The organism is Acidovorax sp. K2F, assembly GCF_025246485.1.
Lineage (GTDB): Bacteria > Pseudomonadota > Gammaproteobacteria > Burkholderiales > Burkholderiaceae_C > Acidovorax > Acidovorax delafieldii.
The window spans coordinates 12674-31614 of record NZ_JAOBSQ010000060.1; the positions used below are offsets into that span (position 1 = coordinate 12674).

At 60.8% G+C, this 18941-nt stretch carries 15 protein-coding genes; 2 read left to right on the forward strand and 13 right to left on the reverse strand.

The genetic code is table 11. The features are described 5' to 3' along the window. Positions 1-31: 31 nt before the first annotated feature. The 6 genes from N4G42_RS23785 to N4G42_RS23805 form a co-directional block, all read right to left on the reverse strand. Positions 32-304: a hypothetical protein gene (locus tag N4G42_RS23785; protein ID WP_066784848.1), complete on the reverse strand. Its 273-nt coding sequence runs from the start codon at positions 302-304 to the stop codon at positions 32-34. Further along, a complete protein-coding gene (locus tag N4G42_RS25700) occupies positions 240-803 on the reverse strand; it encodes a DUF4113 domain-containing protein (RefSeq protein ID WP_082759047.1) in 564 nt (187 codons plus the stop codon). The genes N4G42_RS23785 and N4G42_RS25700 overlap by 65 nt, the downstream gene beginning before the upstream one ends. Beyond that, entirely contained in the window at positions 778-1131 is a 354-nt protein-coding gene (locus N4G42_RS23790) for a 50S ribosome-binding protein YggL (RefSeq protein ID WP_066784845.1), read from the reverse strand. Before N4G42_RS23790 ends, N4G42_RS25700 begins: the two co-directional genes overlap by 26 nt. 110 nt (positions 1132-1241) lie before the next feature. Then, positions 1242-1631: a hypothetical protein gene (locus N4G42_RS23795; RefSeq protein ID WP_066784842.1), complete on the reverse strand. Its 390-nt coding sequence runs from the start codon at positions 1629-1631 to the stop codon at positions 1242-1244. 881 nt (positions 1632-2512) lie between these two features. Continuing rightward, positions 2513-4120, reverse strand: coding sequence for a hypothetical protein (locus N4G42_RS23800; protein WP_260668947.1), 1608 nt, complete (start codon positions 4118-4120; stop codon positions 2513-2515). Positions 4121-4404: 284 nt separating this feature from the next. After that, positions 4405-5910: a hypothetical protein gene (locus N4G42_RS23805; RefSeq protein WP_260668948.1), complete on the reverse strand. Its 1506-nt coding sequence runs from the start codon at positions 5908-5910 to the stop codon at positions 4405-4407. Positions 5911-6184: 274 nt separating this feature from the next. Here N4G42_RS23805 and N4G42_RS25605 point away from each other — a divergent pair, with 274 nt between their 5' ends. Further along, positions 6185-9019 (forward strand): SEC-C metal-binding domain-containing protein, encoded by a 2835-nt coding sequence (locus tag N4G42_RS25605; RefSeq protein ID WP_066784837.1) that lies wholly within the window; start codon positions 6185-6187, stop codon positions 9017-9019. A 387-nt stretch (positions 9020-9406) separates the two neighbouring features. Here the strand turns inward: N4G42_RS25605 and N4G42_RS23815 are convergent, their stop codons facing one another. Genes N4G42_RS23815 through N4G42_RS23825 form a run of 3 tightly spaced genes read right to left on the reverse strand, consistent with a single transcriptional unit; the run spans position 9407 to position 13676 of the window. Beyond that, complete coding sequence (locus N4G42_RS23815; RefSeq protein WP_067511704.1) at positions 9407-11089, reverse strand: AMP-binding protein; 1683 nt, start codon at positions 11087-11089, stop codon at positions 9407-9409. A 35-nt stretch (positions 11090-11124) separates the two neighbouring features. After that, the gene (locus N4G42_RS23820) at positions 11125-11565 is read right to left on the reverse strand and encodes a nuclear transport factor 2 family protein (protein WP_007854945.1); all 441 of its coding nucleotides are present in this window, start codon (positions 11563-11565) and stop codon (positions 11125-11127) included. A gap of 32 nt (positions 11566-11597) precedes the next feature. Continuing rightward, complete coding sequence (locus N4G42_RS23825; RefSeq protein ID WP_066788834.1) at positions 11598-13676, reverse strand: NADPH-dependent 2,4-dienoyl-CoA reductase; 2079 nt, start codon at positions 13674-13676, stop codon at positions 11598-11600. A 147-nt stretch (positions 13677-13823) separates the two neighbouring features. Between N4G42_RS23825 and N4G42_RS23830 the strand changes: the two genes are divergently transcribed. Continuing rightward, the gene (locus N4G42_RS23830; protein WP_066788839.1) at positions 13824-14354 is read left to right on the forward strand and encodes a PadR family transcriptional regulator; all 531 of its coding nucleotides are present in this window, start codon (positions 13824-13826) and stop codon (positions 14352-14354) included. 450 nt (positions 14355-14804) lie between these two features. On the opposite strand, the gene N4G42_RS23835 is transcribed toward N4G42_RS23830, so the two are convergent. The 4 genes from N4G42_RS23835 to N4G42_RS23850 form a co-directional block, all read right to left on the reverse strand. Next, on the reverse strand, positions 14805-15485 hold the full coding sequence (locus N4G42_RS23835; RefSeq protein ID WP_066788831.1) for a TetR/AcrR family transcriptional regulator: 681 nt from the start codon (positions 15483-15485) through the stop codon (positions 14805-14807). A 96-nt stretch (positions 15486-15581) separates the two neighbouring features. Continuing rightward, complete coding sequence (locus tag N4G42_RS23840; RefSeq protein WP_066788828.1) at positions 15582-16733, reverse strand: acyl-CoA dehydrogenase family protein; 1152 nt, start codon at positions 16731-16733, stop codon at positions 15582-15584. A 43-nt stretch (positions 16734-16776) separates the two neighbouring features. Continuing rightward, positions 16777-17565 carry an ABC transporter ATP-binding protein gene (locus N4G42_RS23845; RefSeq protein WP_066788826.1) on the reverse strand — a complete coding sequence of 263 codons (789 nt, stop codon included), beginning with the start codon at positions 17563-17565 and terminating at the stop codon, positions 16777-16779. Between the two features lie 60 nt (positions 17566-17625). Next, positions 17626-18876, reverse strand: coding sequence for an ABC transporter substrate-binding protein (locus tag N4G42_RS23850; protein ID WP_082759273.1), 1251 nt, complete (start codon positions 18874-18876; stop codon positions 17626-17628). Positions 18877-18941 lie beyond the last annotated feature (65 nt).

Here is an 18941-nt window from a genome sequence, read left to right on the forward strand (position 1 = left end):
ACCGACGCGCCAATATTGATGAGCACTTCGCTCAGGGATTCTTGGTACCGAAGGCTTTCACGGCATCAAGCAAGCCCTTTGCGAGCGTGCGGATGCCGCTCAAGTTGTAGCTGCCACCGATCTGTTCATAGGCATAGCGGGCTTGAATGAAGTAGTTCGAGCACTCGGCAAGTAGCGGTGCCAGCTGTTCTCCTGACGCCTCCAGAAACTCAGACTCAATAGCAGCCTGAGTAGGCAGTTCAAGAGACGCAAACACAGCTGCGCCGACAAAGCGCGCCTGATTGCCGGGTTGAGGCATGAGCATAAATTGGCGGACCTGTTGCAGGTACCTCCCCCACCTCCAACATGTCCTCCCAGCGCGTGGTGTAGGCCGGTGACCTGCGCTCCTGTCGCATAGTCCAACTGGCAGTCTGTCCCTGGGCCTGCACTCCGGCGCTGGCGAGCTTCACCGTTCCACGTCCATAGCGCTGGTTGAGTTCATCGAGCACCCCCATCAGCCGCTCCCGAGAGCCTGCGTGGCTCTCCAGCGGTTCTAGCTCAAGCTCTCCTTGTTTGAGGCGTGCGCTGTGCAAGTCCAGCAGCATGACGCCGGCCTTGATGAATGCATAGCCCGGTCGGTAGATTCGGCGCAGGCCAGTCATGGCGGCACTGGCACCCATTTCAGTGCCCCCGGTGCTCCCAGTTCCACCACCCGCTTGGTTTTCCAAGGGCCGCGCCGGTGAATGGGGCCGACCGTTCATGAGTGTCCCCTTGAGTTCGTGATCGAAGAGCGGGCGCTCAAGGCGCCTCGTCGTACCAGGCATCTCGCAGAGGGCCGACCTTGATCTCGGCGAGATCCGGCCATCGCTCGAGCCAGCTCTCGAAGGCGGCGCGATCAGCGTCCGTGACGCTCCCGCGACGCGCGGCCACGAAGCCGCAATTGACCCCTCCGCCTAGACTCAGCGCTCTGGGCGCGACGAGGTCCTCGAGCAACTGATCGATGAACCGATCCTGCACATCAATCGACGGTGCCACGCGCCAAGTCAACTCGTAGTCGAATCCCAGCACTTGGAACTCGCCGATGTGCAGCTTCTTGCGAAGGCGCCGGGAGCGAGATCGTTTAGGTGGTGGCAGCACAAGTAGGTCAGTCATGGGTATTTCATGTGGGGGGGTATGCCGTACGTTGTGGCGGGATGTCGCACGACAGGTATAGCCCGGGCTCAATCAACCGAAAAGAAATCGGACACTTCTCCTTGGCGATTTCAGAAGCCATCGGGTTGGTCGGATTGCAAGGCGCCATCACCAACCGCCCACTGCAGCTCATCCACCACCCTGCGCATGATCCACACACACTGCGCATCGGTGCACCATCGCTTGGCCAGCAAGCCTTTCAGCGCAGCCTTGACCGTCGTCTCTTGATTGCCTTCGTAGGTCGCCAGCTTCCTCTGGCAGTACGGGACCATCTGCGACACCAGGTCGTCACACATCTGGAAGACCGTCAGAACTTCGCCCGGCGACATGCCCGGTGCATAGAACCTGCCACCTTCCTCGACCAGGTTCATCTTGGGCTGGGCGCCAGAAACAGCTGCCACGGTTGCTGTCACAGGGAAGTCGTCTGGCACCCCTGGATAGTTGGTTCGGTTCATCGTCATATCGGCTCCATATTGACTGATCCCAATGCCCACGTCGAGCTGCTGCAGGGCATGCTCCCTTCAGGGGACTGTTGGCCCTTTGGGGCGGCGCCAGCCGATTGGTTTGTGCCCCCTGGCCAACGGAGCAAAGCCGTTGCGCCGCACTCGCCCAGAGAACAGCCGCCCCTTCCACACTGGCCCCGGCTTCTTGCTGATGACGAACCCTTTTGACTTGCCTCGGGCGGCGACACTCTTGATGATGGAGAAGTACACCCGGGTTCCGACCTTCCAGTCCATCTCCTTCGGCAAAGCGAATCGGTAGTGGCGATCTATGACGGTCGTTCCAGTGGGTTCACTGCGGCGTTTTACGGCTCTTTGATTCAGAGGCATATCTGTCCTTTGGTGGTTTTCCAGTCTGGTTCGTCAGTGCAGAAACCAGATGCACTTGACCACTGAGCCCACGGCAAGGTGACCACGCGTTTCACCTCTACCTGACCGACCAGACCAGCACACGATACCAGTCGTGGTTGCCAAAGCGTCGCAATGACACCTTCACTCTGCCAAACTTCAGGTCTACTGCGAGGCCACTTTGCATAGACGAAGTGCGCTACGCCTCGAAACTGAGTTCGAGGCAGGCGCATGCTTCTCTCCGGTTTTACCCGAGTCGATTTAAGGTCTTAATCAGGCTGGGAGCTGTCGGTTACGAATCGTCGACCTCATCGCGATACAAGCGAGGGTTGGAGGCCCATCAGCGGGCATTCACCGGGGTCAGCGATCGACCCATTGCTGACACTCTTTGGCAGAAGTCATCACCGCAGAGCGGTCGTTGAACAGCGGGTACGTGTTTGCTTCTTGCCCTGTGCTCGGAACTATTCTGATTGCAAGCGCGAAGCGCCATATGCTTACTCGAGTTCAACCTGAGGTCCGTAGCTAACTGCGTCAATGAGTTTCATCGCCTTTCGGGCCGCAGACTGGGCGGGCACTAGGTCATCATCGCGATGAATCCTAACTAACATCTCTCGGTCCTCGGGATCAGACGCCGACTCAGCCAGAAGACGCGTCCAATATCGCTTTGCCTCTTGATTGGGTAAGCCCATGACCGTTTCAAACGCTTGTCCCGCAACCAATTCGCCTTCGGAAACTCGGCGAAGGACGGCCTCGGCTTCAGGTCCAGCGTCTCGTGCCGTTCCACGATTACGCTCAATGGCTGGAGCAATAGCCTGCCGACGGGTACTAGCTTCGGCGTAGGCCGAACGCACAGTAGCCACGATCGGATTATTTAACGCAAGCACTTGCCCACGACGCAGCGCGTCAATCGCCTCAAGCGTAGGAGCCTGCTGCTGCCGAAGATGCCCCCCGCCACCGATAGCGAACGCTCGGCCCAACTGGGCGACAAGCTGCCCCAGGTCATCCACCATTGAGACCAGGAACCAGAATGGACGATTGATCCTAGGTGACGATAGCGCCGTCACGATGAACGGCCACGCCTCATGCGCCGTCAGTCGCTCGCGATTTAACTCTTGAATGAGTTGGTTGGGTCCAAAGACCCACAAGTCGAGCAGGAAGCTCTCGGGCGGCACGTCTAGATGTCCATCGTTCAGACGTCCATTCGCCGTGCCGACGTAAGCGTCGAATTGTCCGAGCACATCACCAAACGCCCGACGTAGGTGGTGGGGCGCTATTGGAAGCGCGTTCGCATCATTGGGCCGCACGGCGACCGGCAAACCCTGGCCACCAGCATTTAGCCGATGGAATCGGACTGGCGCTGCACGTTCCAGCGTCTGAAGTAAGAGGTTGATGTCATCGTTCGTTGGCGCCACAGCAGATCGGTCGAATGCGTCCAACCACTCGGGAGCTGTCGCCGGAACCTCAGGAAGTACAAGAAACAGGGACCGCAGGGCGGCGCTCCGCTCCCCCAGCGTTTCAGCTTCGATGAAGCGCCGAGCCAAGTCATCGACAATGACCTCTGTATCAAGTGTGCTTTCTGGCGAGCGAGGACGTTGTTCAAGATACGGTCGGACGCGGCTCGAACGCGCTAACAGGTCGTAAAAGACAAGCACCTTCTGCGCCTGCACCATGGCGACGGCACGCGATGGACCTTGACCTGCGTGAAGGCCCGCCGCACGTTCGCCAATAATGAGCGTGAATCCTTCTGTGGCTCTGTGGAGTTCCTGGCGGTGAGCAGCAGCGTCTAGAAGACCATAGGTCAGGAACGAAGCCCGCGGCGGAGGGGCTACCAACAGAGATCGAACGTCTTGAAGCACTTCACGCGCAGACTTGAATTGAGTCCGACTCGCCATCAACGCATCTTCGCCCAGCACCTGCACCAATATGGCGGACAGCGCTTGTTCAACCGCAACACCGATAAGCCCCGCCGACGCAGCGAATTGTGCAGCCCCAACGCGAAGCTCTTGACGTGCAGGCAATCCCAATCCGACAAATGCCAGATGCAATGCTTCCTGGCTGGCTTCAATGAGTCGGACACTGCTGGTTCGGAGATATTGCGGCATCAGAGAACTCGTATTTCTATGTTGAGTGATAGCCTAACTGAAGCAGTCACTCGCGAACTTCCCCTTGTGGTCGGGTGCGGGTGCCGCGTCGGCCACCTGCATCGACCAAAAGCGGGCGTTCAGGAGGGCACCTCCTGAGCGGCAGGTGTAGGACAAGCAATTCGGAAAGTCGTCGGGCTCGACCGGCCACAAACAGTCGTTCAGTATCGCGACGCAATACAGACACTCGGGCGACCGGAATAACCCCAGCTACTCGCCAGCCGGCTGCCGGACAGCTATCGGTCTCACGTCCCGACCGCAATATCCCTGAACCGCGAGATTTCGCCGAAGGCCAAAACGTAGGGGTTCTGCGTTGCAACGGGATAGCGGCTCACAACGAAGTGCTTGATTGCGGTAAGGCCCAACTCCCGCAAGAGCGTTTGCTCGCGCGCGCGCTCCTTCGCGAGGGCCTTCCTGTAGGCCAGGTCAAGAGAGCGGTTGTAGCGAACGAACCTCCGTACGTCGGTCTCGATCCGATTCAAGTCAACGAGGTTGTTCTTGCACTGAACGTTGTAGATCACGCCGTCGAGCGTCGCAACGACGTCGAACTCCGCGCGCTCCACTCTCTTGATCTCCGTAACGTCGAATCCTTGGGTCCGCAGAGCTGCTTTGACCGACTTCTCGAAGATGAATCCAGAGCGGATTTGATATCGACGAACGCGGTTCAGACAGACACTCTTCCAGTGGTTCGCGAATCGATTGAGCAGGGTAATCGAAGTGACTAGGTCGCCGCCGACACGCGTGAACGGCGCGTAAGTGCTGGTGTTGTCGACGTAGTCGGCGCCTTGAACGACAAGCGCCCCTATAAGGGCGTCGGGTAGCTTCTGCTCGGAACACAACTCGTCGAAGCGCTTAACTGTCAGCCGAACGAAATACTCGTCCACAACGAGAGAGAGCAAGCTGCGGATGAACGCGGCCAACTGACCAAATGACGTTTTGTGGAGGTTGAACTCCGCATACGCCGCGGCCATGAGCGCGAGATTGTTCTCCAGCTCGGCCTTGGAAAAAATCAGTCGGCGGTTTACTGAAACACGCTTCACCACGCTGAGGTCGACATCGGCCATTTCGGTGATGGCTGTTCGCTCGGGCTCCAGAAACAACGCGTCCAGTCCGTTGAAGCTGTGACTTGCCAAGATTCCCACCGCGTCGACATCTAAGGCGAAGTCCGGGTACACCAGGGCCAGCATCAGGTTGTGATGCATTGACGTTGTCCCCAGGCCGGCGGTCTCAATGAGGTAGAGGAACTGGTTGAGGCCGTCCAGTTCGTGCAGCCGCTGAGTTCCTCGGCAGACACCAGGAATCGTGTGAAGGAAAGCCAGTAGATGCCGACGGCGGGACTGTAGGTAGCCGATGGCCGTACCGACGGTTGCCAATTCCCGAGCTGCAGGCAGCTGATGCATTGCAAACGACAGGGCGATGGCTTGCAGTTGAATAAGCGTCTGCATGAGCCTCTTCGCCACCAATCGGGAGAAGCGTGACTCCAGTCCTGCTTTGATGGATGGCAGTGCCCTGAGGGCTCCGGCCATGTCCAGGAGAGCCAGTCCACCAATCTCGTCGAGGAGCGGCTCGCCACGCAGTTCTCCCGGTAGGTTGATCAGCTCTTCGATGCCACGGAAGGTCGAGAACCAGACCGCGAATGTGCTTCTTGGCTCGAAGGGCGCCAGGGACGATTCGATGCCGGCACGAGAGTGGGCCAGCGCCCGCATGGCCTCGGTCTGCGCAGCCGCTCCCGTCAATCGTTGTCCTGCCATCCGTCGGATCCCTGGGTAAGGCGCTGAATCGTTGCCCCGCGCTGTCTTGGTGTTGAAGTCGCCCAATATAGAGTAGAGCCGCCCGGGAAGTTGGCTTTCGAGCGCATCGGTCCGGCGTTGGTTGAGGTACGGCTGGGCGGCGAGCCCCAAAATGACATGTACGCTCGCTCTGCCGTTAGCCGTGGGCAGGATAGGTGTTGCATCCCAGATGGGGTGATCAGCTACTGCTGGCAAATGCCCCCCGCGAGGACCGAAACCAAGACTTCTTTCCCATATGCCCCACACCCCGACGCTCGATCCAGCCCAGGAGATCCGCATTGCGGCGGTACACCGGGGCTTCCTCTATCAGCATCTCTATGCTGCCGCGTGCCTTCTGACTTCAGAACAGACCGGCGCTACGTCCGTGGTTGTCGAGCGGGACGAAGATATCGAGCTCGTCACACCAGCGGGGCGCTGCTACATCCAGGTCAAGACGCGTAGCCAGCCGATCATGCCGGCCGACATCAACTCGACGATGGAACGATTCGATAGCCTGCGGCAAGAGCACCAGCAGGGCCGTCGGCAGGGGCGCGCAACGTGCGTGGTGGTGGTCAACCGAGCCTTAGGGCCGACATTGGCTGAACAGGTCGAGACAGGAAAGCTGGCGGGCGACGTAGAGATCCTGTGGCCAGGCCGCGTGTGTTCTGGTGACCTCGGGCAACTTCCACCGGCTTGGGCGAATATCGATGAGGCAGTCGCATGGTGCGTCGACCGAGCCACCGCAGTCCCACTTGCGATGCTGGCGCCCGACTCCCTCGTTTGGAAACTGGCCGGCCGCGTCCAGGCTGCGGCCGCCGGGGAAGCGCCCCATGCGGATCACACCTTCTTGGTCGCGGATTTCCCGTCACTGCTGGACCAGATCCTGATCCAACTGCAGGACTTCCCGGCACCGCCCGAGCAGTACCGCCCGCAGGAGAACGAACCTCAAATCGACTCGAGCTCCCGAGTCCGGATCGTTTCCGGCTTCTCGGGCGCCGGGAAGACTGCGTGGGCTTCACAGGCGGCCGCCTTGAGCAGGCACATCTGCGCGTACTTCGATTGCGCCGAGACGCCGGGGGAGGCCCTCGCCCTCTCGCTGGTGCGTGAGCTGGCCGCCAAGTTGGCCGGCGCCGGACCAGATGCGGTGCGCAAGATCTTGCTGCCGGGCGCCACTGGCGTCGAGTCACTTCGCCAGTTGGACATCTATCTCGAGCGCTTGAGGCTCTCGCCGACCGTTGTATTGGACAACGTGCATTGTGTTTCGGCTGATAGCCTCAAGCGCATGATCGATGCCACGTCGGCGCTGAAGTTCGTGCTCCTGGCGCAGCCGCTTGGGACGTTGCCCGAGATCGAAGCCCTTCTGGGATTGACGCGAGAGCCGCTGAAGGGGTGGGGTGTTGACGATGTTGCGGCGGCGGTTGTCGGTTGGGGGTGTCGAGGGGATGCGGTCACCATGGGGCGCCTGAAGATACTGACGGCTGGCATGCCTCTGTTCGTCAGGAGTGCCGTCACGATTGCTCGCGAAGAGTACTCAGGGCGCATCGACCAGATGTGCGACGCCGTCGAAGCGTTAACGAACCTGACCCAGACCGCACAAGAGGTCATCTTGGCGAAGGTGTTCTACGCATTTCACCCCGCCGCACAACAGACGATTGCGGTGCTGAGCCTGTCCGATATTGGCCTGCTACCAGCCGAGATCAACAAGCTGCTGGACGCGGCCCTTGAGATGAACGAGCAAGCGGTTGCTGGAGTGATCCGGTCACTGCGACCCGCTGGGGTGGTGGAGATCTATGGCAACAAGGAGATCCGACTGCATGACGCCATCCGTGTTGTCGGGAGCCAGCACCTGTCGGGCATGCCCGCAGAGGTCGCATCACGGGCTCGTGTTGCCCTCAAGGATCTGATGGTCATGGCGTTCAATCGTGATCGCAACACGGCGCGCTTCTCGCTCTACACGCGGCTGCTGCTGGCCACTGGGGACGTCAAGACGCTGGTGGACCTTATCGGCGAAGAGATGTTCCACGAAATGGGCGTGGCAGTAGAGGTCTGGCACGGTCTGGAGACGCTGGTCGCCAAAAACGAATCAGATCCGGAGCAGCGGTACTGGGCTCTCGATGGTCTGGTCTTCTCGGACATGAAGCTCGGGCACATGGATCGTCTGGCGCCTAGGTTGGAGGCGATGGAGCAATTAATCGATAGCGGCGCGCTCGGTGAGGAGGAAGTTCTGTCCTTCCTGATGAAGCGCATGCTCCATTTCTCGAATCAAGGTGACGAGGAGGGGGTTTGGCGCGCGATTCGCGAGCTGGACAGCCGATTGCCGGACAAGCCTGTCCACCGACGGGTTTTCCTCTACAACGCGGCAGCGGCGCTCTTTCGCCTTGAGCGCTACGAAAGCGCGATGGGCGTGGTCGATCAGGTGATCGACGAGACGTTCGCGGTTCTCGGCATTCGGCTCGAGCAGGTTGTCGGCGCGAAGCAAGCCGCGCTCTGGGCGCTCATCAACAAGCCGGGACTTGATCACGCGGACATCAAGCGACTCGCGGATGCGCTCGAACTCAAAGCCATGGTGGCCGGCAAGTTGCACGTGCTCGCGCCATTCGCGCGAATCCATGCCATGAAGTTCTACGGTATCGCCGGCGCCATCGACTCGCTGATACGTGTCGGGCAAGACCTCGCTGACGAGTTCGTCGCACGACATGATTTCGTCGGCGCGCGGGAGATTCTTGAGCAACACGTGATGCCAGTGGTCGTGGACAACCAACTGCTGAATCGACACTTGGATGTCCGTGCGCAGTACGCCGTCGTTCTGGCTTACTGCGGCTTGCACGCAGAGGCTGAGAGCGAGATGGAGCGGCTGCAGGTGTACGCGGCCGGCCTAACGCCCCAGGCCCGGATGACCCTCGCGAGCCAACGCCAACTGATCGCGCGGATCAAAGCCAATCCGCTGCAGCAGTGGCGCCCCGGAGTGCGTCCTCTGGCCATCAGACAAGACACGCCGATTTCCGCTGGAGTAAAGATCGGGCGCAATTCGCCCTGTCCCTGTGGTTCAGGCAAGAAGTTCAAGAAGTGCGGCTGTGGTCTGGCCGGATAACTGTGGCGCGCGCACGAGTGCCATCGTCAATCGCCTGACTACAACACTCCCGGTGGCGGATCACCGCTGGTTTCGCCTTCTTCAGTCCGGCCAATATCGACAGCAGGCCGTTCATGACACGGCCTCTACCGACACATACTGACAGACTGACAGTGTGCGCGCCGGGAGAACCGCCGAACAAAGTTGCACCCCACGATGGACCGCTTCCCGCGGGCGCGGAACGCCTGCTATGGGTCGATCGCTGGCGCTATCGAATGACCGCTGTGCGGCTTCCAACGCCGGCCATGTTGCAGTGCGACCTTTCAGGGTTGACCGGCAGCTCCCGCTGCATTGCCGCCGTACCTGTAAATCGAGTCTGCAAGAGCCGCAGCGCGCATCAGACCACGATCACATTGCTTCGCGCAGCGAAGCCCTGAGGATTTTGCCCACCGGCGACTTGGGCAGTTGATCGCGGAAGACGATCTGTCGCGGCACCTTGTAGGCCGTGAGCTGGGTGCGGCAGTGGCGCTCCACGTCCTCGACCGTGAGCGTGGGGTTGCGCGGCACGACGAAGGCGCGTACGGCCTCGCCGGTGGCGGCATCCTGCACACCGATGACGGCGGCCTCGGCGATGCCGGGGTGGGCGGCCAGCACGTCCTCCACCTCGTTGGGGTAGACGTTGAAGCCCGAGACCAAAATCATGTCCTTCTTGCGGTCCACGATACGGATGTAGCCACCCTCTTCCAGCTGCGCGATATCGCCCGTGTGCAGCCAGCCGTCCTTGATCGCACTGGCGCTGTCGGCCTGCGCATGCAGGTAGCCGGCCACGACCTGCGGGCCCCGCACCAGCAGCTCGCCGCGCTCGCCCTGGGGCAGGTCGCGCCCCTGATCATCCACCACGCGCACGCGGCAACCAGGCATGGGCACACCCACGGTGCCCAGGCGCGGCGTGGCCGAGGGCGGGTTGCACGAGACGATGCAGGACGTCTCTGTCATGCCATAGCCTTCGATGATGGGGCAGACCAGCGCCTGCCAGGCCTGCGCGGTCGATGTACGCAAGGCCGTGCCACCCGAAAACGCGTAGCGCAGCTTCGGTGGGCTGGCCTGGAACCAGGGCTCGGCCATCAGGCCAGCGAACAGCGTGTCCACCCCGGCGGTCCACTGCACGTCGAACTGCTCGAAGGTCTTTTGCAGGTTGGACATGGGGCGCGGGTTGGGCACCAGCAGGTTGCGCGCCCCCACCTGGAAGAACACCAGGAAGTTCACCATGAAAGCGAACACGTGGTACATGGGCAGCCCGGTGAGCATGGTCTCGCCGCGCTGGGGGCCGTCGTAGGCATCCAGAAAATCGCGCGTGATGCGCAGGGTGGCCAGGATGTTGCCGTGCGTGATCACCGCGCCCTTGCTGCGCCCGGTGGTTCCGCCCGTGTACTGATACACCGCCACGGGGTGGCTGCGGTGGTCGACAGGTGCCAGCGCCTTGCCCTGCGCCAGCGCATCGACCATGCGCGGCAGCGGCACCGCGGCGGGGTCGGCAGGCCCCGCCATCTTGGCGCGGATGGCTGAGGCCACGGGTTCCTCAAAAAAGTCCCACAGGCTGGCCGTCAACACCGGCAATCCCAACTCTTCTGCAACAGGCCGCGCCACCGGCAGGAACATGTCGCACACCAACAGCAGCCGCGCGCCGCTGTCTTCGAGCTGCAGGCGCAGCTCGCGCCCGGTGTACAGCGGGTTCACGTTGGTCACGATGACCCCGGCCTTCCACGCACCGAACACCGCGATGGGATAGTGCAGGCTGTTGGGCAACTGCAGCGCGAGCACATCGCCCACCTGCAGGCCCTGCTCGCGCACCAGCCAGACGGCGAAGGCGTCCGACAGGGCATCGATCTCGCGAAAGCTGCGCACCACGTTCGCGCCCGTGGGCAGTACGAATGTGAATGCGGGCTGGTCCCCGTGGTCCGCCGCGGCCTGCGTGGCCAGCTGCGCAGCATTGGCGGGCAGCGCCGCCAAGTCGAGCTGGTAGTTGCGCAGGGCTGGCGGGTAGGAACTCTCCCAAGGCGCGAAAGTTGGCGGTGCGGTGGTGGCGGTCATGGGCTTTGTCTCCTGTCTTTTCTTTTACGAACGCTTCAAGCCTTTGCCTTGAAGGCCGGAAGCTTGTCGCCCAGCCGCGCCCCCATCTCGGCACCCAGGGCCTGCAGGCCGCTCAAAGGGCGCACCATGACTTCGAACTCTGTTATCTGGCCTTGCTCGTTGAAGCGCACCAGGTCGATCCCCTTGAGCTGCTTGTCGCCCACGCGGGCGCTGAACTCCAGCACGATGTTCAGGCCGTCGTCGGTGGCCAGCTGGCGGTGGTAGGTGAAGTCCTCGAACACCTGGATCACCGTGGACAGGGCCAGCATCAGCGCCGGGGCCGAGGTGTAAGCCGTGTTCGCCATGGGCGAGCGGAACACCGCGTCGGGATGCACGATGGAGAGCAGGTTCGACAGGTCGCGGCTGGCCACCATGTGGTGCCAGGTGTCGAGCGAGCGGGCGACGGCGGGGTGGATGTTCTTCGGTGCTTCGGTCATGGTGTGTCTCCTGGGGATAAATCGAAAATCAGTCAGATGGATGCGGCGAGCGTCGTGCCCTGCAGGATGGCGCGCTTGGCGTCGAGTTCGGCCGCCACGTCGGCACCGCCGATGAGGTGGGAGCTCTGGCCCGCGGCCACCAGCGCGTCGTACAGCGCGCGCAGCGGCTCCTGGCCGGCGCAGACTACGATGTGGTCGACGTCGAGCACCTGGGGTGCGCCGCCATCGATGGTGATGTGCAGGCCCGCATCGTCCACGCGCTCATAGGCCACGCCCGAGCTCATGCCCACGTTGCGCGCCTTGAGCGAGGTGCGGTGGATCCAGCCCGTGGTCTTGCCCAGCTGATCGCCGACCTTGCTGCTCTTGCGCTGCAGCAGGTGCACCTGGCGCGCGGGGGCTTCCACCTGTGCAGGGCGCAGACCGCCGGCCTGGGCATAGGCGGGGTCGATGCCCCACTCCTCATTGAACTTGGCAGGTGCCAGCGCGCCGCTCTCGCCTTCGTGCGTGAGGTACTCGCCCACGTCGAAGCCGATGCCGCCCGCGCCGATGATGGCCACGCGCCGGCCCACCGGCTTCTTGTCGCGCAGAACGTCCAGGTAGCTCAGCACCTTGGGGTGGTCGATGCCTTCGATGTCCGGGGTGCGCGGCTTTATGCCTGTGGCCACCACCACCTCGTCATATCCCTGGCCCGCCAGGTCGGCCGCTTCTACTCGGGTGTTCAGGCGCACCTCCACACCGTGCAGCTCCAGCTGGCGGCGGTAGTAGCGCAGGGTTTCGTAGAACTCCTCCTTGCCCGGCACCTGCTTGGCGATGTTGAGCTGGCCGCCGATCTCGCTGCCCGCATCGAACAGCACCACTGCATGGCCGCGTTGGGCGGCCGTGACAGCAAAGCTCAGGCCGGCCGGACCGGCGCCGACCACGGCGATGCGCTTCTTGGCGGCGGTGGGGGCGATGACCAGTTCCGTCTCGTGGCATGCGCGGGGGTTGACCAGGCAACTGGTGATCTTGCCGCCGAAGGTGTGGTCCAGGCAGGCCTGGTTGCAGGCGATGCAGGTGTTGATCTCGTCGGCCCGGCCCTGGCGCGCCTTGCGCACGAAGTCGGCATCGGCCAGCAGGGGCCGCGCCATGGAGACCATGTCGGCAAAGCCCTCGGCCAGAAGGCGCTCGGCCACCTCGGGCGTGTTGATGCGGTTGGAGGTGATGAGCGGTATGCCCACCTGCCCCATCACCTGCTTTGTCACCCACGCATAGGCCGCGCGCGGCACCTTGGTGGCGATGGTGGGGATACGTGCCTCGTGCCAGCCGATGCCGGTGTTCAGGATGGTGGCGCCCGACGCCTCGATGGCCTGGGCCAACTCGATCACCTCGGCCAGCGTGGAGCCGCCCTCCACCAGGTCGAGCATGGACAGGCGGTAGATGATGATGAAGTTCGGCCCCACGCGCTCGCGCGTGCGCCGCACGATCTCCACCGGAAAGCGCATGCGGTGGGCGTAGCTGCCGCCCCAGGCGTCATCGCGGTGGTTGCTGCGCGCAGCGATGAACTCGTTGATCAGGTAGCCCTCGGAGCCCATGACCTCCACCCCGTCGTAGCCCGCGTGCTGGGCCAGCGCGGCGCAGCGCGCGAAGTCTTCGATGGTCTGCTCCACCTCATCAGCGGTGAGCGCATGCGGCACGTGGGGGTTGATGGGTGCGCGCAGCGCGCTCGGGGCCACCAGGTCGCGGTGGTAGGCATAGCGACCGAAGTGCAGGATCTGCATCGCGATCTTGCCGCCCTCAGCATGCACGGCCTGGGTCACCTTGCGGTGCTGCGCGGCCTCGTGCTCGTTGACCAGCATGGCCCCGCCCTGCATGGGCCGACCGCGCTCGTTGGGTGCAATGCCGCCCGTGACGATGAGCCCGACCTCGCCGCGCGCGCGCTCGGCATAGAAAGCTGCCATGCGCTCGAAGCCGTTGGCCACCTCCTCCAGCCCCACGTGCATGGAGCCCATGAGCACGCGGTTCTTCAGCGTGGTGAAGCCCAGGTCCAGCGGGGCATGCAGGTGTGGATAGGGGCTATTGCTGTCAGCCGGAGATTTCAGCGGGGCCGGGGCGGGTTTCAGGATGGCGTTCATCGCAGGTCTCTTTCTTTTTTATGCAACCAGTTGCACAAATATAGCCAGTATCCCGCATTTATGCAACTGGTTGCATAAACAATGAAGAACCCTCCCGATTCAGGCAAGATGGCGGCCTTTGCAGTTTCCTCCCGGCGCACCCTTTCGATGTCCCTGCCCCACGCCCTTCTCACTGCCCTTGTCGAGCACCCCTGCTCGGGCTCGGAGCTCGCCGAGCGCTTTGACAAGTCCATCGGCTACTTCTGGCACGCCACGCACCAGCAGATCTACCGCGAGTTGGCACGGCTGGAGGAAGCAGGATGGATCGAGGCTTTGCCCGCGGAGACGGGCCGCGGCCGAAAGCGCCAGTTCCGCCTGCTGCCTTCAGGTCGCAAGGAACTCCGGCGCTGGATCGCCGAGCAGCAGGACCCCACGCCCCTGCGCGACGAGCTCATGGTGCGCCTGCGCGCCGAGGCTGCGGTTGGCCCCACGGGGCTTGAGAAGGAAATCGCCCGACTGCAGGCGATGCACCAGGCCAAGCTTGACATCTACCAGCGCATTGAACGGCGCGACTTCATCGGCAAGGAGCCTAGTCGCGAACGTCGTTTGCAACACTTGGTGCTAAAGGCTGGGATTCTTCATGAGGAACTCTCGCTGGCGATTGCGAAAGAGGCTCTGGAGATTCTGGAACAGCAGTAGGCAGCTTAGGCAGTCCGAGACCAACGATCCTAGGAAGTGCCATGTCAAGTTGCTGTACGGCATCGAACATTGCCCAAGCTTCGATGTTGCTCAGGCCGGATTGGCTCGTCTTAGTCAGCTAGAAAGTTTCGTTCGAATGCAAACAGAAGTTGACGACATCCAACCCTGAACCTTCAGGCGTGGCGGCTTTAGGCTGGGTGCTGCCGTTCGTACTTGACGGCTGAACGACAGCAAAAGGCTGCGTGCGGTCGTCCAAGTTTTCTTGGTCAATGTCGACTTCCGCCGCAACCTGACCTTTATCGCAATCATCAGGGATCAACCGCTGAGACCCCAGCTAGCGCTGGGCAGCAAGATGCCTATGCCGACAATAAAAGAGTGGCTCGGGGGTCTTATACGCACCTGGTCCAGACGCGACCATATAGTCGCCCGGAATGCGACAAGTAAGCAGATTCACCCTTGATTGGGACGAATACCATGCGCAAGAAAACCGATAAAAATATCGGCCACTTCGTCGCTTCCAAGGCTGCCATCGATATGCATCCATTGGGTAATCGAGCTAACAGCGCCCATGAACCAGAACACCGCCAATTTCACGTTGCACGGGGCAATGGAACCATCCTGAACACCCCCCTCGAGCACTTTGCGCAGCTCTTGATCAAACTTTCGCCGACGCAAAGTGATTTTTTTCTGATCCGCCACAGTCATACCGGAGAAATCCTGGAGGATCGCCGGTGCGCCCATTTCATCCGTTAGCAACGAGATGTAGTTCTTAATGAAGACCGAGATCCGACCGAAACCAGTATTTTCCGAAGCGATCGCGTCTTGCAAGACGCGATCTCCCAAATGCATGGCAAGCTCGTGGCATTCGTAGACAAGTTCCTGCTTGTTCTTGAAGTAGTAGTAAAGGGCAGGCTTGGTGACGTTGAGCGTTTTTGCAATCTCGTCCAAGGAGACATTCTTGTACCCATGGCGGCCAAATGCGCGCGAAGCTTCCGCAATGACAGCTTGCTTTTTGAGCTGGTACTGCTCATCCGCGCCGCTGACCGCATTGTTCCATTTCGCGCCCTTGCCCGATCTCTTTGCAGGATCGCGTGGGCGTGACTTGGGTTTTGCCTCAATTTGCGTACTCATTGATGTTGTATTCCTTGCGGGCATTCGTATCGCTAACTGAGGCAAATGGTTTCGAACTGCTTTCGCCGGTAGGGCTGCGGAGAAAGGCCGTGCTCATCAGCCAGCCAGGATGCTGCGCGCAATGATCAACTTTTGAATGTGACTAGTGCCTTCGTAGATCTTTGTAACGCGCACATCGCGATAATAGCGCTCGACCGGGAAGTCGTTGACATACCCGTAGCCACCATGCACTTGCAGCGCCGCAGAGCAAACCTTTTCAGCCATTTCACTGGCATAGAGTTTAGCAACGGAGGCCTCCTTACTGGTTGGCAGGCCCGCATCCGTAAGACGAGCTGCATACAGCATGTACTGATGCGCCACCTCAACCTGCATGGCCATTTCCGCCAAATCAAAGCTAATGGCCTGCAGTTCGGTGAGTGGCTTGCCATAGGCCTCGCGCTCTTTGGCGTAGCGGATGGCCGCCTCCAACGCTGCACGGGCAATGCCGATGGCCAGGGCGGCGATTGCGATGCGCCCATCGGACAACAGCGATAGTGCTTTGCCATACCCGCGCCCTTCCTCGCCGATCATGTTCTGAACTGGAACACGCATGTTGTCCAGCTGAATCTGAGCCGTGTGGGCCGTGTGCTGGCCCAGCTTCCTTTCGATACGCAAGCATTGGTAGCCTGGATCTTCAGGGTCCGCGATGAACAGGCTGAAGCGGTGACGGGCACCTGGTTCCGCAGTTGCTGCCACGACGAGCGCAAAGCCCGCTTCACTGCCGTTGGAAATCCATTGTTTGCTGCCATTGATCACATAAACGTCGCCGTCCCGCTTAGCCGTGGTCCGGATGGCTGCGGTATCCGAGCCTGCATGGGGCTCTGACAATAAAAAGGCACCAATGCGCTTGCCACTGGCCAGATCCGGCAGATGGCGGGCCATCTGTTGTTCGGTTCCAAAACTACGTAACACGTGCGCAGCTGAGTTGTGGACGTGCATCATGGTGGCGAAGCCACCATCGGCCGCTGCGAATTCTTCAATAGCCAGGCAATACTCCACAAATGAAAGCCCGGAACCGCCGTGTGCTGGCGGGGCGAGCATGCCCATGAAGCCTACGTCGGCAACTGCCTTGATTTCGTCGTGTGGCCAAGCCCCCGTGCGATCACGTTCGGCGGCCGTGCTACCCACCACTTCAGTCGCGACACGCCGGGCAGACTCCCGAATAATGACTTCTTGTTCGCTCAGCAATGCATTGGAAACGATGCTCATAAACCCATCCTTGAAAACTTGGAAAACGGCTGACCCAATGCGGTCAACCCAGCCAGCGCTTGCGGCGGCGGTAATGTTTCATGTCGCGGAAACTCTTGCGCTCCCCATCGACCGTCAGGCCGAGGTAAAACTCCCGTACGTCCTCGTTGGTCTTTAGGCTGCTGGATGGTCCTTCCAGAACGATCCGCCCACTCTCCATCACATAGCCATAGTCGGCCAAGTCGAGGGCAACGCGCGTGTTTTGCTCAACGATTAGCAGCGTCAGGCCGCTCGTTTTGAGGTCATTTAACAAACCATAGACCTCATCGACCATCAACGGGGCCAGGCCGAGTGAGGGCTCGTCAATCATTACCAGTTTGGGCCTGGCCATCAGGGCTCGGCCAATCACTAGCAATTGCTGCTCCCCGCCGGACAAATAACCCGCCGTGCGACTGCGCAAGGCTGCCAGGCGCTTGATGCGGTCGTACACCTCGTCCAGCATTTCCTTGGCCTCGCTGGCGCTGCCCATGTGGCCGCCCACTACCAGGTTCTGCTCCACCGTCATGTGACGCAAAACCTTGCGCCCTTCCATGACGTGCACCAACCCTGTGCGAACGACATCGACTGGGTTCGCACCTGTGATGTCCGCATCATCAAATTTGATACTCCCCGCCGTCACACGACCATCCTCTGTCCTAACCAGGTTGGAGATGGCCTTGAGCGTGGTGCTCTTGCCAGCGCCATTGGCGCCCAGCAAGGTCACGCACTGTCCAGCGGGGACTTTGGCGGTAATGCCTTTGACAGCAAGAATGACGTCGCTGTAGAGGACTTCAACGTTGTTCAGTTCAAGCACGGGTAGCTCCAGATGATGTGGCCTGGGTCTCGGTGGCCCGAGACCCAGGCCGATTTGCAATTACCACTTGTTCAACACAGGAACCGGAACGTTCTGCTCGAGAAGTTTGTACTTTCCCTTTTCGACGGTGCCGATGTTGACGGCTGTGCCCGAGGTCGGGAACGGCGCATCATTGTTGAACTTGATATTGGGCAACAAGCCAAAGCTGCGCTCGGTAGGCATGGGGGTGGACAGCAGTGCAGCGCGAACCTCTTCGCCCGTCACACCGCCAGCACCTTTGACCTTGACAACATTTTCAACGGCACGAACCGTCAACATCGCTTGGCTCATGCCCATAATGCAGGCGGAGTTGTAGGCGGCTTGCAACTTGTATTGGCTGCGCAGTTTCTCGAAGAAGTCCCGTGCCGGTGTTGCGCCTTCGGCGGCCATGGCCATGCCATAGACCTCAAAGTTTCCATCCATTTGGCTCAGGTCACCCAGCGCTTTCCCCGACGAAAGCAACCCGTTATGAGCGCTAACCACTATCGGAATATTGGTTTTTCCAAGGCTTTGCAGGGCGCGCCGTGTCGCCACTACCGATGCTGTATTGTTGAACACCTGCAGTACCGTGGCCCCCTTGCGGACCAGGCGGCTGACCTGCTGGGTAAGGTCGGTCGGCTGTGCTTCGGTATAAATCGTTTCAACGACTTCAATGATCTTCGGATTGTCCTTAGCGAACTTCTCGACACCTTTGTGGATGTCCACGTAGGCCGGCGATACTTCCGATGAAATCACCCCCACCTTGAGAGGAACAGGCGAACCCGACTTCTTCTGCATCCACACATAAAACGCAGCCGCTTCGTGCGGGTAAGTGGCACGGGCATTGAACACCCAGTTATCACCCTTCCAAGCGAATCCATATCCTGCTGTCGACTGGACAAGAGGCACCTTGTCACTAGGCAAGCGCTGCTGCAGTGCATTGGTATCTGCACCGCCCACACCCAGAACAGCCACCGGGTTGAGCTCGGACTTGATGCCTGGCCAGAGGCTGGCCACTTGGGCGACGTCATAGCGGGTGTCGAAATCCTTGATTCGCAATGCCACGCCCTGCGCCTTACCGACCTCTTCGCTCCACCAGTCGAGTACCGCACGGCGGCATCCCGTCATATCTTTCATGATGTCTGCGAAAGGTCCGGTGAAGTCAGCCAGGCCAGCCACGTTGTAAGTAGTCTGAGCTTGTGCCATGCCGCCAAGGCACAAGGTTGACGCCAGCAAAGCGCCGCGTTGCCCCAGCTTGACCATTGCCGACAACTTTGCTCGATTCGTTTTCATAAAAATGTCTCCTTTTGTAGTAGCGCTTTGCATTGGATCAGCCCTTCCCAGCGCCTAAGGTGGCT

Bases quoted from the DNA above. Each gene is read 5' to 3' on its own strand.
- N4G42_RS23785 (WP_066784848.1), bottom strand. From the start codon at position 304: ATGCTCATGCCTCAACCCGGCAATCAGGCGCGCTTTGTCGGCGCAGCT.
- N4G42_RS25700 (WP_082759047.1), bottom strand. From the start codon at position 803: ATGCCTGGTACGACGAGGCGCCTTGAGCGCCCGCTCTTCGATCACGAA.
- N4G42_RS23790 (WP_066784845.1), bottom strand. From the start codon at position 1,131: ATGACTGACCTACTTGTGCTGCCACCACCTAAACGATCTCGCTCCCGG.
- N4G42_RS23795 (WP_066784842.1), bottom strand. From the start codon at position 1,631: ATGACGATGAACCGAACCAACTATCCAGGGGTGCCAGACGACTTCCCT.
- N4G42_RS23800 (WP_260668947.1), bottom strand. From the start codon at position 4,120: ATGCCGCAATATCTCCGAACCAGCAGTGTCCGACTCATTGAAGCCAGC.
- N4G42_RS23805 (WP_260668948.1), bottom strand. From the start codon at position 5,910: ATGGCAGGACAACGATTGACGGGAGCGGCTGCGCAGACCGAGGCCATG.
- N4G42_RS25605 (WP_066784837.1), top strand. From the start codon at position 6,185: ATGCCCCACACCCCGACGCTCGATCCAGCCCAGGAGATCCGCATTGCG.
- N4G42_RS23815 (WP_067511704.1), bottom strand. From the start codon at position 11,089: ATGACCGCCACCACCGCACCGCCAACTTTCGCGCCTTGGGAGAGTTCC.
- N4G42_RS23820 (WP_007854945.1), bottom strand. From the start codon at position 11,565: ATGACCGAAGCACCGAAGAACATCCACCCCGCCGTCGCCCGCTCGCTC.
- N4G42_RS23825 (WP_066788834.1), bottom strand. From the start codon at position 13,676: ATGAACGCCATCCTGAAACCCGCCCCGGCCCCGCTGAAATCTCCGGCT.
- N4G42_RS23830 (WP_066788839.1), top strand. From the start codon at position 13,824: ATGTCCCTGCCCCACGCCCTTCTCACTGCCCTTGTCGAGCACCCCTGC.
- N4G42_RS23835 (WP_066788831.1), bottom strand. From the start codon at position 15,485: ATGAGTACGCAAATTGAGGCAAAACCCAAGTCACGCCCACGCGATCCT.
- N4G42_RS23840 (WP_066788828.1), bottom strand. From the start codon at position 16,733: ATGAGCATCGTTTCCAATGCATTGCTGAGCGAACAAGAAGTCATTATT.
- N4G42_RS23850 (WP_082759273.1), bottom strand. From the start codon at position 18,876: ATGAAAACGAATCGAGCAAAGTTGTCGGCAATGGTCAAGCTGGGGCAA.